16 protein-coding genes and 1 pseudogene are annotated in these 14,541 nt (G+C 63.3%); 16 read left to right on the top strand and 1 reads right to left on the bottom strand.

What is annotated here, in order from left to right; genetic code table 11:
* The first annotated feature begins 60 nt into the window (after positions 1-60).
* From ftsZ to IEX97_RS01880, 14 genes and pseudogenes are all read left to right on the top strand, one after another.
* Positions 61-1,140, top strand: a complete 1,080-nt coding sequence (gene ftsZ / locus IEX97_RS01820; RefSeq protein WP_188880794.1) for a cell division protein FtsZ — start codon at positions 61-63, stop codon at positions 1,138-1,140.
* A 230-nt stretch (positions 1,141-1,370) separates the two neighbouring features.
* Positions 1,371-2,255 (top strand): annotated as a pseudogene (gene spoIIGA, locus IEX97_RS13475) (sigma-E processing peptidase SpoIIGA); the annotation flags it as partial.
* 82 nt (positions 2,256-2,337) lie between these two features.
* The gene (gene sigE / locus IEX97_RS01825; protein WP_373289363.1) at positions 2,338-3,027 is read left to right on the top strand and encodes an RNA polymerase sporulation sigma factor SigE; all 690 of its coding nucleotides are present in this window, start codon (positions 2,338-2,340) and stop codon (positions 3,025-3,027) included.
* 245 nt (positions 3,028-3,272) lie between these two features.
* Positions 3,273-4,052: an RNA polymerase sporulation sigma factor SigG gene (gene sigG / locus IEX97_RS01830; RefSeq protein WP_188880796.1), complete on the top strand. Its 780-nt coding sequence runs from the start codon at positions 3,273-3,275 to the stop codon at positions 4,050-4,052.
* 148 nt (positions 4,053-4,200) lie between these two features.
* On the top strand, positions 4,201-4,500 hold the full coding sequence (locus IEX97_RS01835; protein WP_188880798.1) for a YlmC/YmxH family sporulation protein: 300 nt from the start codon (positions 4,201-4,203) through the stop codon (positions 4,498-4,500).
* Positions 4,501-4,517: 17 nt separating this feature from the next.
* Positions 4,518-5,330 carry a peptidoglycan editing factor PgeF gene (pgeF, locus tag IEX97_RS01840; protein WP_188880800.1) on the top strand — a complete coding sequence of 271 codons (813 nt, stop codon included), beginning with the start codon at positions 4,518-4,520 and terminating at the stop codon, positions 5,328-5,330.
* Between the two features lie 183 nt (positions 5,331-5,513).
* On the top strand, positions 5,514-6,203 hold the full coding sequence (locus IEX97_RS01845) for a YggS family pyridoxal phosphate-dependent enzyme (protein WP_229776230.1): 690 nt from the start codon (positions 5,514-5,516) through the stop codon (positions 6,201-6,203).
* A 10-nt stretch (positions 6,204-6,213) separates the two neighbouring features.
* Positions 6,214-6,507 (top strand): YggT family protein, encoded by a 294-nt coding sequence (locus IEX97_RS01850; protein WP_188880802.1) that lies wholly within the window; start codon positions 6,214-6,216, stop codon positions 6,505-6,507.
* A gap of 4 nt (positions 6,508-6,511) precedes the next feature.
* The gene (locus IEX97_RS01855) at positions 6,512-7,297 is read left to right on the top strand and encodes a YlmH family RNA-binding protein (RefSeq protein ID WP_188880803.1); all 786 of its coding nucleotides are present in this window, start codon (positions 6,512-6,514) and stop codon (positions 7,295-7,297) included.
* Between the two features lie 142 nt (positions 7,298-7,439).
* A complete protein-coding gene (locus IEX97_RS01860; protein ID WP_188880804.1) occupies positions 7,440-7,937 on the top strand; it encodes a DivIVA domain-containing protein in 498 nt (165 codons plus the stop codon).
* A gap of 188 nt (positions 7,938-8,125) precedes the next feature.
* Entirely contained in the window at positions 8,126-9,394 is a 1,269-nt protein-coding gene (locus tag IEX97_RS01865) for an extracellular solute-binding protein (RefSeq protein WP_188880806.1), read from the top strand.
* On the top strand, positions 9,394-10,851 hold the full coding sequence (locus IEX97_RS01870; RefSeq protein ID WP_229776240.1) for a GGDEF domain-containing protein: 1,458 nt from the start codon (positions 9,394-9,396) through the stop codon (positions 10,849-10,851). The genes IEX97_RS01865 and IEX97_RS01870 overlap by 1 nt, the downstream gene beginning before the upstream one ends.
* A gap of 82 nt (positions 10,852-10,933) precedes the next feature.
* Positions 10,934-11,242, top strand: coding sequence for a DUF5665 domain-containing protein (locus tag IEX97_RS01875; protein ID WP_188880808.1), 309 nt, complete (start codon positions 10,934-10,936; stop codon positions 11,240-11,242).
* Positions 11,243-11,319: 77 nt separating this feature from the next.
* Positions 11,320-11,874 (top strand): TraR/DksA C4-type zinc finger protein, encoded by a 555-nt coding sequence (locus IEX97_RS01880; protein ID WP_188880809.1) that lies wholly within the window; start codon positions 11,320-11,322, stop codon positions 11,872-11,874.
* Here IEX97_RS01880 and comA read toward each other — a convergent pair.
* Positions 11,826-12,716: a phosphosulfolactate synthase gene (gene comA, locus IEX97_RS01885; protein WP_229776232.1), complete on the bottom strand. Its 891-nt coding sequence runs from the start codon at positions 12,714-12,716 to the stop codon at positions 11,826-11,828. The genes IEX97_RS01880 and comA overlap by 49 nt on opposite strands.
* Here comA and lspA point away from each other — a divergent pair.
* Positions 12,676-13,410 (top strand): signal peptidase II, encoded by a 735-nt coding sequence (lspA, locus tag IEX97_RS13480; protein ID WP_229776234.1) that lies wholly within the window; start codon positions 12,676-12,678, stop codon positions 13,408-13,410. The two genes, comA and lspA, sit on opposite strands and share 41 nt — an antisense overlap.
* A complete protein-coding gene (locus tag IEX97_RS01895) occupies positions 13,407-14,369 on the top strand; it encodes an RluA family pseudouridine synthase (protein WP_373289365.1) in 963 nt (320 codons plus the stop codon). The genes lspA and IEX97_RS01895 overlap by 4 nt, the downstream gene beginning before the upstream one ends.
* Positions 14,370-14,541 lie beyond the last annotated feature (172 nt).

A 14,541-nucleotide genomic window follows, 5' to 3' on the forward strand; every position in this document is an offset into this window, starting at 1 on the left:
CTCTGCGGCGGTTTCGGCCGACTCGCCGCGACAACGACCGGAGATGTGGGAGGAACAGCGATGTTGGATTTTGAGTTGGACGTGGAGCCGCTGGCCAAAATCAAAGTGATCGGTGTGGGCGGCGGCGGGTGCAACGCCGTGAACCGGATGATTGAATCGGGGGTCCAGGGCGTGGAGTTCATCGTGGTCAACACCGACGCCCAGGCCCTGCAGATGTCCAAGGCGCAGACGCGTGTCCAGATTGGAGAAAAGCTGACGCGAGGTCTCGGTGCCGGCGCCAACCCGGAGATAGGGAAAAAAGCCGCGGAGGAATCGCGGGAAATTCTGACACACGTCCTGCAAGGCGCCGATATGGTGTTTGTGACGGCGGGGATGGGCGGCGGAACCGGCACGGGGGCTGCGCCCATCATCGCCGAGATCGCCAAGGAGTTGGGCGCATTGACGGTCGGCGTGGTGACGAAGCCCTTCCGGTTTGAGCAGAAGCGCCGCATGCAACAGGCGGAAATGGGTATCGCCAATTTGAAGGAGAAAGTGGACACGCTCATCGTCATCCCGAACGACCGCCTGTTGGAGATTGTGGACCGCAACACCCCGATGCTCGACGCGTTCCGTGAGGCAGACAACGTGTTGCGGCAAGGGGTCGCCGGGATCTCGGACCTGATTGCGGTCCCCGGGCTCATCAACGTCGACTTTGCGGACGTCAAGGCCATCATGGTGGAGCGCGGATCGGCGTTGATGGGCATCGGCGTGGCAAGTGGAGAAAACCGGGCGACGGAAGCGGCGAAAAAGGCCATCTCGAGCCCGTTGCTGGAGACGTCCATCGACGGTGCGCGCGGCGTGTTGATGCATATCGCCGGCGGTCCGAGCCTGAGTTTGTGGGAGGTCAACGAAGCGGCGGACCACGTATCCACCGCGGCCGACCCGGATGTCAACATGATCTTCGGCGCACACATCGACCCGGACCTCGGCGATGAAATCGTCGTGACGGTCATCGCCACGGGCTTCGAAAACCGGCCGCAGTCGTCCCAGCCGCCGCGGCGCTCGGCCGTGCTGGAAGATGTGCCGCTGAGTGCAAACACCAGCAACTGGGAAGTGCCCGCCTTCTTACGCAAGGGAGGGCGCTTCGGCCGGGATCGCTGACACTTTGCGGATGGCGGACGGGAAAACGGCTTGCCCGCGTCGCCAGGTGATGCGGGCCCGTCCTGGTTTGTGTGTCTTCCCGGTGTGTGACCTCACTGCACCCACGCGTGTGCCAGGTGGCGCACGCTTTTTTCTTTTTCACAAAACTTGCCCCGCCTGACCGTCAAGTTCCGACAAGCTTTGTAATAGATATTCAGTATACTGTGAGCAAAACCGTCCGGGGTGGTGCCGTGCCGGTCGTCTACATCGACGTCGTCTGGCTCGTCAACTTCGCGATGGACGCCGTGCTGCTGGCGGTGACGGGTTGGATCCTGCGGCGGACTGTGCGGCCGTGGCGGGTGTTGCTCGGGGCACTGGCAGGTTCCGTCTATGCGCTCTCCGTCTTTTTCCCCACCCTCTCTCTGCTCACCACATGGCCTGGCAAGGCTGCCGCATCCCTGCTGATGGTGGCCATTGCTCTGCCTTGGCGCCGCAGCCTGGATCTGGCCCGGAATGCAGCTGTGTTCTACATGGTCAGTTTCCTCTGCGCCGGGGCCGCCATCGCCATCCACTTTGCGCTCCCGGCGGTCTCCGTGGCCCAAGGCACGGTGGTTGCAGCCAACCGCCTGGCTTTTTTGACCAGCCTCGGCAGCCTCAGCCTCATCGTGGCGTGTCCTGTCGCTTGGGCGGGGATTCGACTCTTGGTGCGCCACTTGCGGATGCGGGCATGGTTGCAAGCGACAGCGTGCACCGTGCACGTGGTGGTCGCCGGCAAGGAGGTGGTGTTCACCGGACTGCTGGATACAGGCAACCGGCTTTACGATCCCATCTCACGCCGGCCGGTCTGTCTGGTGGAGGCGGAAGCGCTCGCGCCTGTCTTGCCGCCCGCGCTGGCCGCCGCGGAGACGGAGCGATGGCTGGAGGCGCTCAGCCGCGTGGACGATGCAGCGTGGCGTCGCCGCCTTGCTGTCGTGCCGTACCGAGGGGCGGGCGGGACGCAACAGGTGACGGTGGCGGTACGGCCGGACGAGGTCCGCATCACCTGCGAAGGGCGCTCGGTTCGCGCCGGACCGTGCCTGCTCGCGCTCCATCCGAACGGCCTGTCGCTCGACCGCCACTTTCAAGCGATTCTGCATACCGATCTCATCATGGGAGATGACGGGATTGAAGATGCCGTGGAGCAACACGAGGATGATGTGGCGCCTGCGCTGGCAACTGATGTGGATTCGTCTGCGGCGGAAGCTCGCGGGCGGCAGCGAAGAGGTTTACTACGTCGGCGGGGGAGAAGCGCTGCCGCCGCCCCTGACCCGGGAGGAGGAGGAGTATCTCCTCAGCCGCCTGCCGGAAGGCGATGAAGCGGTCCGGACCATGCTCATTGAACGGAATCTGCGCCTGGTTGTGTACATCGCCCGCAAGTTCGAGAACACGGGGGTGCACATCGAGGACTTGGTTTCCATTGGGACGATTGGCTTGATCAAGGCGGTCAATACGTTTGATCCGTCGAAAAAAATCAAGCTCGCGACGTACGCGTCGCGTTGCATCGAAAATGAGATTCTGATGTTTCTTCGCCGCAACAACAAGGTGCGGGCCGAGGTGTCGTTCGATGAACCGCTCAACGTGGATTGGGACGGCAACGAGCTCTTGCTCTCCGACGTGATGGGCACAGATCCGGATACCATATACCGTAATCTGGAAGAAGAAGTCGATCGCGCCTTGTTGTACGACGCCCTGGATAAACTGTCCGAACGCGAACGAACCATCATGGAACTGCGCTTCGGGTTGCGCACAGGCCAGGAGATGACCCAGAAGGATGTCGCCGACCGCCTGGGCATTTCCCAGTCTTACATCTCACGTTTGGAAAAACGGATCATCAAACGGCTGCGCAAGGAATTCAACCGCATGATGTGACGGGATGGCATACGGGGAACGGGTTGCCGAAGCATGGGTTGCCGAAGTTCACATGGTTGGCCGCCGAATCAAGCCGTGTCGTTTTGCCGCGTGGGGCCGGTCCTTTCTCGTCGGGAAGGGGCCGGCCTCGGTGCATAACGCCGGATCGCGGGCGGACATACTACAGTTGGCAGATCGGTCGGAGGCTTGCTGTCCGGTTGCCTCACCGCAACACATCTTGGTCCAGTCACCTAGGGGGGCGCGCCATGAAACGCAACAAGGTCGAGATCTGCGGCGTCAACACCTCGCAGTTGCCGGTTCTGACCAACGCCGAGATGCGGGAGTTGTTCGCCCAGTTGCAACAGGGTGACCGGCGGGCGCGCGAGAAGTTGGTGAATGGCAACCTGCGGCTGGTGTTGTCGGTCATCCAGCGCTTCAACAACCGCGGCGAAAACGTGGATGACTTGTTTCAAGTGGGATGCATCGGACTCATGAAGGCCATCGATAACTTCGACCTGTCTCAGAATGTACGCTTTTCCACGTACGCGGTCCCGATGATTGTCGGGGAAATCCGCCGTTACCTCCGCGACAACAACCCGGTCCGCGTCAGCCGCTCCCTGCGCGACATCGCCTACAAGGCGCTCCAGGTCAGGGATCAGCTCACCAATCAGAATCTCCGGGAACCGACCATCCAAGAGATCTCGAACTACATGGACGTGCCCAAAGAGGAAGTCGTGTTTGCGTTGGATGCCATCCAAGACCCTGTTTCGTTGTTTGAACCCATCTATCATGACGGCGGCGATCCGATTTATGTCATGGACCAGATCCACGACGAGAAAAACCTGGATGCCCATTGGGTAGAGGGCATTGCCATCCGTGAGGCGATGCGCCGGTTGTCGGATCGCGAAAAGAAAATCCTGTCCATGCGCTTTTACGAAGGAAAGACCCAGATGGAGGTGGCGGAAGAGATCGGGATCTCGCAGGCTCAGGTGTCTCGCCTGGAAAAAGCAGCCATACAGCGCATGCAGAAACACATCCAATCCTAGGGCACGCGGGCATCGATCTTGGAGTGCTGCCGCCTTCCTCGGGCAAGTTCCGCAGCTGCCGCGAATATGGCATGGCCGGCTCGTGTCTCGTCATAAGATGGAACAAGGTACACGTGCTGCAGGGTGGCAGGAAGGCAGGGGCCTCCACATGACGCGGATTTCTGATCTACAATCAAAAGACGTGGTGAACATCAGCGACGGCAAGCGGCTGGGGACCATCGGCGACTTGGAGATCGATATCGAAAACGGGCTTATCCATGCCATCGTGGTACCTGGCCAAGGCCGTTTTTTTGGCATGGTCGGCGGTGGACCGGAGGTCGTCGTTCCCTGGAACCGGATTGTGAAAATCGGATCCGATGTCATCCTCGTCGACCTTCGGCCCAACCGCGACGCAAGCTACTACTTGCCCGCCGGCAAGCCGGGCAAACCGGGGACGGGCGGATACTGAACGGGTGTGAGAAGCGAATGCTCACCACGTGGTCAGGCGGGGTGGACAGCCCCATCTGGTGGCAACCGCGTTGGTCGGACGACGGAGCGCGCGGTTTGTTCTCGTTTCGTGTGCACGGGATGAGCCGGTTTCCCTATGCTTCGCTCAACGTGGGTCTTCATGTCGGAGACCGGACGGAGCACGTCGTGGCCAACCGGAACCGGTGCGCGCAAGCGCTCGGCGTCCCGCTCACGCACTGGGTGTTTGCCGAACAGGTGCACGGGACGCAGGTCGCCGTCGTCGGCCGGGCGGACTGCGGGGCGGGCAGCGACGGACACGTGCCGCCCATCCCGGGGGCCGATGCCCTCATCACGGGTGAACCCGGGGTGGTCATCGCGGTTATGGCCGCAGATTGTGTGCCGGTGCTCCTCTATGACCGGCGAAACCGTGTGGTGGCGGCGGTGCATTCTGGATGGCGCGGCACGGTGGGGCATATCGTGGTGAAGACGCTGGCGCGGATGCGCGAGGTGTTTGGCACCGCAACCACGGATGTGGAAGCGTGGCTTGGCCCGTCCATCCGCCGCTGCTGCTATGAGGTGGACCGGGCGGTGGCTTCTCAGGTGGCGGCGGCGTTTGGCGAGCGGTTCGTGATGCGGCGCCGTGGCCGGGCGGACCGGTTTCTGGTCGGCTTGGCGCAATGCATTCGTGCCGATTTGACGCGCGCCGGCGTCCCCGGGGAGCAGGTCCGGGACAGCGGGGTCTGCACATCATGCCGGGTGGACGTCCTGTTTTCCCACCGTGCGGAAGGGGGACGGACAGGCCGCCAGTTGGCCGCCGTCTGTCTGTTTTGATTCTTGAAGGTCAAGAACCATACCTGCGGGCAGCAGGAATTTGCACGCTCGAGATGGAATTTCAACTTGGTTCGTGACGCGGTTCGACAACCACATGCCGCGTTCATGCCATGCGCACGGCGTGTAGGCAGACAGGGAGTGGGAAGGCAGGGGCTGCAGGTGGAGACCATGGAGAAAGAAGCCGTGGATTGGGCGACAACCTACCGGAAGCGCCTCGCCGAGGTAGAGGATGCCATCGCGGCGGCGTGCCGGCGAGCTGGGCGCGCACCGCAAGAGGTGCGGGTCATCGCCGTCACCAAGTATGTGGGTCCGGAACGGTTGGGTGACCTGTTGGCCGCGGGACTGCGTGAATTGGGAGAAAACCGCTGGCAGCAGGCGCGAGAGAAGCTGATGCGGCCGGAAGCCGGCGCGGCGACCTGGCATTTCATCGGCCGTCTGCAAAAGAACAAGGTGAAAGCGGTGGTCCGCCATTTTGCCTGGATTCATTCCATAGACAGCGTGGAACTGGGAACATTCGTCGCCGCGCAGGCAGCCGCGGCCGGCCGCGAGGTGAATTGTCTTCTCCAGGTGAACGTCTCGGGTGAGGCGACCAAGGCGGGGTTGCCTCCGGAAGAGGTCAGCGCCGCGGCGCAGGCGTTGGTCCGCCTGGAGGGCATCCGCTTGCGCGGCCTCATGACCATGGCGCCGGTGACCGACGACCCGGAGTCGGTGCGGCCGGTGTTCGCCGCGTTGCGGCAATTGCGGGACGAGGTGAGGCAGCAACTGGGCGATCCCGCTTTTTCCGAGTTGTCGATGGGGATGTCGGACGATTTTCCCGCCGCTGTGGCGGAAGGCGCGACGATGGTACGGATAGGGCGCCGGCTCGTAGGGTGAGATGACACACATGGACCTGTACACCGTCTTGTTTGCCGTGGTACAAACCGGATTGACTGTATATGGATACCTGCTCATCGCGACGGCGCTCGTGTCGTGGTTGCCGGACATCGCGGACACCAAGGTCGGCCAATGGCTCGATCGCCTGACCGGTCCGTACCTGCGCTTGTTCAAATTTATTCCTCCGCTGCAGTTTGGGGGCGTCGGTTTGGATGTCTCGTTCATCGTGGCGGTGATCGTCTACTTTTTCGTCGAACAGGGTGTGTTGACCATCCTGGATGCGGTGGTGAGGAGCCTCGCGTGACTTCATGACGAGTTCGCGCACAGGGTGGGTGCGACCGGCGGAACGGCCGTTTGTACAGCGGGCAACGGAGTGGGTCGAGCGTGTGCTTACCCGCGGCCGCTGGCAGTTGACCGATTTTTTGTCTCCGCGCGAGGTGTATCTGCTGGAGGCGATTGCGCGCCGGGAAGGGATGGTGGTCCGCACCGACGGCGGGTACGACGCGGCGGAGCGCCGGCGGGCATTGGTGCTGCCGGAAGATTGGCCTTTGGCACGAGAAGACTTTCGCATCGCGGTGTTGGCCGCTGTCGGAATGACCCCGGGGTTTGCACCGGAACACGGCCACGTGTTGGGCAGCATTCTCGGCACCGGGATTGAACGGCGGTTGATTGGGGACATTGCCGTCACGGACGACAAGGTGCTGGTGGCGGTGTGTAAAGAAATGGAAAGTTATTTGCTGCAGAACTGGCGGCAGGTGGGACGGGATCCGGTGCGTGTGGATGTGGTCACCGGTTCGGTCGCGTGGCCCCTGCCGGCTTATGAAACCCAGGTCATCACCGTGTCCAGCTTGCGCGTGGACGCGGTGCTCGCACAGGCGTGCCGCCTGTCGCGCGCACGGGCCCAAGAAGCCGTCGCCGGCGGGAAGGTGTCGCTCAACTTCGCGCCGTGCAGCCACCCGGATGAAGAAGTCGGGCCGGGGGACCTTCTCTCGCTCCGCGGCTTCGGCCGGGTATGGGTCCGGGACGTCAAGGGCGTGTCGCGGCGGGACCGCATGGTGATCGAGGTCGGCGTATTGAAATCGCGATCGCGATGAAGGAATTTTGGCGATTCGCGTCGAACATGTCTATACCGTATCCAATACGCACGGCTGTGAGCGGCCGGCGACCAAAACGGCGTGCGGCAAAGTCCGTCCTTTCATTCCCGTCGTGTTGGTTCGGCCAGAGGAGGTGCCTGGGGTGCCGCTGTCCCCGTTGGACATTCATAATAAGGAATTTAGCCGTGCATTTCGCGGTTACGATGAAGACGAGGTGGATGATTTCCTGGAGCGCGTCATCCAGGACTACGAGGCGCTGATTCGGCAAAACAAGGAGCTTGAGGCACAGATTGAGGCGCTCAACGAACGCTTGCGCCACTTCGAGAACCTCGAAGAGAGTTTGAGCAAAGCCATCCTGGTCGCGCAGGAGACGGCGGAAGAGGTCAAGGCCAACGCCCGCAAAGAGGCGCAACTCATCATCAAAGAGGCGGAGAAGAACGCGGACCGGATTGTCGCGGAGGCGCTGAACCGTTCGCGGAAAATTGCCCAAGAAATCGAGGATGTCCAACGCAATGCCGCCATCTTTCGCGCTCGTTTTCGGTCGCTGCTGCAGGCTCAGCTCGAAATGCTCGACTCGGCAGATTGGGAATGGTTTGACCGCGAGACGAAAGACTTGACGTCTGTGGAGAGCAATCTGTGATCAAGGCCTGTGACAAGGCGACGCAACTGCCCGGGTGTGCGGAGTGCCCGCTGTTGTCCGGGCGGAGCGGGTGAGGGAGCAACAAGAGATGAGACAGCGACGAGGCACGGGCCCGCTCGGGTGAGTGTCTCGTTTTTGTTTTGGCTCCATCCGTTTGGTTCCATCCGAAAAAGGACAGGGGACAACCATTGGAAACCGACATGTTGCGGGTTTGGATCATTGCGTCCTACGACCGTCTGCAGCTCATCAGCCGCTTGAACGGGCTGTTGCAGCCGTTTTTGGACCGCCACCCTTCGGTGCGCGTGGAGTGGCGGGCCTTGTCGTGGACCAACGGGTTTCAGGAATTGCTGCGCGCATGGAAAGAAGGCCATCCTCCCGATGTGTTCGAAGTGGGGACGACCTGGATCGGGATGTTGGCCCATCTGGGGGTCCTCGCAGAAGTACCTGCCGCATTGACGACCGCCCCCTTGGTTGCACCATGGATGGAGGACGTGCTCACGGTGCGGGGCACCCGGTTCGGCGTGCCGTGGACGCTGGACTGCACATGTTTTTACGCTCGTGCGGACGTCTTGACCGCGTTCGGCGTGCCGCCGGGCACCCGGCTCACCTGGGAGGAACTCGCCGAGATCTGCACACGGATTGCAGAACGACCGCATCGTTTCCCGACCGTCGATCGTGGTCGGATGCGCCCGTTTGCGGTACCGGTGAGCCCGGAGCTCGGTTCACTGCACCGGATCATGCCGTGGCTGTGGGGCGGCGGATGGGATTTCCCGGATTTCCGGCAACGGCCGCTGCGCCTGCTCAGTCATGCGGATTTGCAGGAGGGGCTGGCATTTCTCTGGTGGTTGATGCGCATGGATGCGGAAGAGGAGGAGCCTTACGCGCGCGGACTGCAGACGCTGCAGACCGAGTTTTTCAGCGATGGCCGGTACGCGTTTCTGACGGGCGGTTGGTGGGAGGTCATCCACGGCATCGTGGCCGGGGTACCTCATTACGGCGGGCGCTGGCCGGTGACGGTCTTGCCGCAGCCATTGGGACCCAAAGGCGCGTGGCCGTACGGAGGCGGCTCCGCCATCGCGGTGGCAGCAACCTCTCCGAACAAGGACGTCGCATGGGAGATGCTCGCCTACCTGCTGCGACCGGATGTGGCCGCAGAGCGGGCGCGGTCCAGCTACGCCGTCCTGCCGTACGCCGGCCCGTTTTGGGATGAATACGCGCACCACGACGAGGTGCAGCTCTTGTTATCCGCGGTGCAATCGGCCCGCCATTATCCGGTGCATCCGCTGTGGCGAACCATTGAATACTCGTTGGCGCGCGGGATGAGCGACCTGTTCTGGTATCTTCGCCAGACCCCTGACCTCGCGATGGCGGGGCGCATGCTCGAGGTGATGGATGAGCAATTGAGCCGTTGGTTTGACCTCGCGTGGGAACTTGAAGCAACAGGGGCGACTGGGTGATGACACAACAAGCGTGGACTGCCTTTTGGCAAGATGGATTCGCAGCAGCGCACATCTTGTTCGACCGTTCGCCGAGCGAGGGCACGCTGTTCCGCTTGGCCACCCATCTGTGGGCGTCGTTGTCCCGCCATGGTCCGGTGCGGCGGTTCAGCCTGTACGTTCGCACTCATGAGGGTGAACTGCGCGAAGTCGTCCTGGTCGAAGACGGGCAAGTGATTGTCGGCGACGAAGTGATGCGTCTCTCCCAGTTGCCTGAAACGTTGCGGCAAGGTACAAGGCCTTGGCGGGTCTACCGCGGCCGGCAATATGAGACGTGGGTTCCCTGCAGCCATGCGGGTGAAGTGTTCGGCATGCTCGTGTTGGCGACCGAGGCGGAACCGCTGTTTCTCCCGGATGAAGGGATGACATGCTTGGGCGAAGCGCTGGCCATCGGCTTGCGCCATTATTTGGCGATGGCGCTCGAAAAAGGGAGACGGCACTTGCTTGAATCCTTGACCAAGTTGTCGCACCGGTTGGCGGAAGCGACGAGCGAGCAGGAGATTGTGTCGGCGGTGGTGGAGATGGCCGTCCGCTTGCTCGGGTTCGACCGGGCCGTCCTGTTCCTCTTTGAGGAAAACGGGATTTTGGTGCGCGACGCCGTGTATGCGCGCACCGGCCGGCAGGCTGAACGGTTTGCCCGCCTGCCCGCCCCGCCGGTCGACTCGTGGGAACCGGTGGCGGTGGAGGAGGTTCCCGGAGGCATGTGGGTGCCGTTGCTCGCGGGCTCCCGCCGGATCGCGGCGCTGTGGGTCGACAACCTGTATTCCCAGGAGCCGGCGCCGCCCGGAGCGTTGTCTGTGCTGGTCGACCTCGGTCGGCAAGCGGTGGTGGCGTTGGAGCGGGCGCAATTGATTGAAAAGTTGAACGTGCGTGCGCACCTCGATGACCTGACGGGTGTCCATCGCGTCAAGTACTTTTACGAACAGGTCGAGCAGTGGCTCGCCTATCTCGAGCGCGAGAACCGGCCGGCGGCGACGGTATTGTGCGATCTCGACCATTTCAAACAGGTGAACGACACGTACGGTCATCCGGCCGGGGATGCCGTCTTGGTGCAGGTGGCGATCATCCTCAAGAGCCAATGCCGGGCGAGCGATATCGTGGGACGCATCGGCGGCGACGAGTTCGTCTTGTTTTTGCCCGGGTGCAGCATGGCTGCGGCCAAAGTGTTCGCGGAACGGCTGACGGAGACGGTGGCACAGCACCCGTTCCGCCTCCCCGACGGGCGGGTGCTCGCACTGTCGCTGAGCGTCGGCACAGCGGTCTACCCGGACGATGGCCGCACGGTGCAGGAGTTGATCCATCTCGCCGACAGGGCGCTGTACGTATCGAAACGCACCGGACGCAACCGCGCATCGATGGCGAGCAGCATGGGGATGAGGTTTGAACCGTTCGGAGACGGAACCCCGTGTGATATCTGAACCACGTCTGACCCTTGTGCATAAGCCGCCGCGGCGGCCTGCATCCTAACGGAGAGCCGGGGCGACACGGGAGGGGCAGCGCGTGGCGGAAGGAAAGCGGACGGTGCACGAATGGACAGCCGCCGAGGCACAACGGCTGGCCGCCTATTTGGAACGGGCCAATTTCGCGGCTTACGCGGACTTGTTGCAGCGTCCTTGGCGGTTGGCGTTCCTGAATTGGTTCGGCGGTTTGTTCCGCGGCTTCGGCATCGGCATCGGATTCACCATCGTGGCGGCGCTCGTCATCATGCTCCTGCAGTGGTTGGAGATCCTCAATCTCCCGGTGATTGGCCGTTTCATCGCCGAGTTGGTCAGAATCGTGCAGGCCCAGTTGCGCGTTCCCACGATTTGACGGGAACGCGGGTTTGCGGTGGTCACGGACAGGGTTACGACAAAAGCAGGCGGTGGTCACGAAGGGAGGGAGCGGGATTGGCACCCTGGGAAGCACAGCGCCGGCGGCTCGCCGCTCAAAGAGATGCCATCCGCGGCCGGCTCGAACGGTCGGGACAATACGGGTTGAATGATTCGATGCAGGACCAGCTCGGCGAGCTTTCCCTGTACGACAACCATCCGGCGGACATCGGCGATGAGCTGTTCGAGCGCAGCAAAGACCTGGCCTTGCGCGACCGGGATAAACTGGTGCTGCAAGAAATTGAGCGGGCCCTCGCCGCCATCGAGGATGGTTCGTACGGGCGGTGTGCCGCGTGCGGCCAGGCCATCCCTGCCGAGCGGCTCGAGGCCTATCCGGCGGCGACGCTGTGCGTCGTTTGCAAGCAGGCGGAAGAGGCGCAGCGCCCGGATGCACAACGGCCGGTGGAAGAGTCCTTCTTATGGCCCGGCTTTGGGCGTACCGACCTGGATCGCCGGGATGCCGCGGCGTTTGACGGCGAGGACGCTTGGCAGGCGGTGGCGCGGTTCAACGAACGGCGGTTTGACTATGAAAGCGAAGGGCTGGACGATGAACCGGGGTATCCTTTTTCCTGACGCCGGCCGTCCGGAGAGAATGGGTGCAGGCGGCCGGCTGACGGGAAAGCAAAGACAAGCGTATCGCCGCGCAAACCTTGGCGAAGTGACTCGAGCGCCAACACGTCGGCCGGCGGAATGTTCCCGAGGTTGACATCGCAGCCGAACCGCTCCAACAACCGGACCTGCTGCGATTTTTTGGGCGCCTCCCAAATGATCCGCGGCCAGACCTCACGCGGCAACCTCGCCAGCCATGCGTCGAGCACGTCTTCGGCGATCTCGCCGGTTGCTCCGTATATGCCCACGTTTTCGCCGGTTTCCCGGCCTTCGATGACCACGTACGAAGCGCCTGCCTCCAGGTCGGCCAGTACCTGCTGCACCACGTCGGCCGGAGCAGGAAACGCCGCCAGCTTCTTGCCCACCTCGCTGATGGCCACGGCGCGCTCAGCCACGTAGCGGATGGCGCGCCGGCGTTCCGGCGGGGTTACGGGCAGTGTTCCGTCGGACACCTCGATGGCCGTGAAACCAAGGCGCAGACACGTGTCGACCATCCGTTCGAACTTCCCTTGCGCAATGGCGATTTCGGCCAGCGTGCCGCCTGTACACGTGCGCACCGCGTACCGGTGGCACAGGTCGAGCTTGCGCTGCAACGACTCCGCAGGGTACAGACAACTGCTGCCAAAGGCGAGTTTGAGATAGTCGATGTACGGCCCCGCGGTCGTGAGCAGGTCCTCGAGCGCGTGGGAACCAAGCCCCTTGTCCATCACCATCGTGATCCCGGCAAAGCGGGGTTTCGGCCGCCGCGATCCCCACGGCGGTGAGATGAGCTGGGCAATCCGGTTCTTCGTGCGTCCGTCCGTCACGGCGACGCCTCCTTCCGTCTGCATATCCTATGGAGCAGGTGTTCGCCCGCCAGGTCCCATCCGCTTCGTCGATGCGCAGGCGATGCGCTTCGCGGCAGGCGATGGGTGGCGGTCATGGGTCGCCACGAAGGGATTCGCTGCAGCATATGCGCGCCCGCTCTGGCACGGCACATGCCGGTTGGCGAAGGACGCGGCGGGTGTGGTATGCTGGCGGCGGGGAGGAATGGGCATGATGTACGTGGTGGCGCTGGCCGTCTACTTGGCGGACCTTGGCGTCAAATGGTGGGTGCGCACGCACCTGCCCGCGGGTCAGCCAATCTCCGTCTGGCCAGGGGTATTGGAGATAGATTACATACAGAATCCGGGCGGCGCGTTCGGCATCCTGCCGGACGCGCGCTGGCTGTTCATCACGGTGGCTGTGCTCGTCCTTGCCGCGGCGGTCACCTTGGAGCGCAGGCTGCGCCCGTCCGCGTGGTCCCGGTTCGCGTTGGGGTGCTTGCTCGGTGGCGCCGTCGGCAACATGACGGACCGCGTCGTCTGGGGAAACGTAATTGACTACGTGTACGTGCGCGCCATCCACTTCCCTGTCTTCAACCTGGCCGACGTGGCCATCGACGTGGGCGTGGGCTTGCTGGTCCTCGCCAGCCTGCGCCGGGATGGTTTCTCGCGGCGGACGGAGGCGGACCGCAGGTGACCACGTCCATCCCGATGGAAGGCACGCCCGCCGGCGGGGTTGCGGCGTACCTGACCGTCGGACCGGAGGACGCGGGGACGCGGCTCGACAAGTGGCTGACGGAAGCCTTGGCAGAACTGGATTTCGACGTCTCCCGCAGCCAGGTGCAACAATGGATCCGCGCCGGGTACGTCAAGGGGCGGGAAAGACTCAAGCCGTCCAATCCGGTGATCCCCGGAGATTCGTACCAGGTGGCGGTGCCGCCGCCCGAACCGATTGTCCTCGTCCCGGATGATATCCCGCTCGATGTGGTGTACGAGGACGACGACGTGGTGGTCGTCAACAAACCGCGCGGCTTGGTGGTCCACCCAGGCGCGGGCCATCTGCGCGGCACGGTGGTCAACGCGCTCCTCGCGCGCGGGTGTCCGCTCTCACCGCTCGGAGGCAGCCTCCGGCCCGGGGTGGTGCACCGGATTGACAAGGATACATCCGGGCTCGTGATGTTCGCCAAGACGGACGCGGCGTACTACGGGCTGACGCGGCAACTGGCGGCGCACACGGTGGAACGGGCGTACACGGCGGTGGTGGTCGGGCGCGTGGGACCCGACACAGGGACCATCGATGCGCCCATCGGCAGGGACCCGCATCACCGCCAGCGCATGGCGGTGGTGGCCCACGGGAAGCGGGCCGTCACCCACTTCACGGTGCGGGAGCGCCTGCCGCGCCATACCCACCTTGACCTTCGGCTCGAGACGGGCCGCACGCATCAGATCCGCGTGCACCTGGCGTACATCGGCCATCCGTTGGTGGGCGATCCGGTCTACGGCCGCCCGCACCCGGCCATCCAGGGCCAGGCGCTGCACGCGCGGACGCTGGGTTTTGTCCACCCGCGCACGGGCGCGTGGTTGCGCTTTGCCGCTCCTCTGCCCGCTGATTTGCAGGGCTTGCTTGACGAGTTGGGTGCAACCCTGTTAGAGTAAAGGAAACCTGCACAGCCTTTAAACCAGTCCCGTGAGATTGGTAAGGAGTCGGAATGCAGAGCTGCCGTGCCGGTTGCGGACGGTTTATCGTGCCGTGCCGGCATAGGGCGACGACGGCTGCCGCTCACGCGGCAGCCTTTTTATGTGCCACCCTGGGGTCAAGGTGGCAACA

Origin of the sequence: Paenalicyclobacillus cellulosilyticus, from assembly GCF_014647315.1 — a bacterium.
Classification (GTDB): Bacteria; Bacillota; Bacilli; order Alicyclobacillales; family Alicyclobacillaceae; genus Alicyclobacillus_J; species Alicyclobacillus_J cellulosilyticus.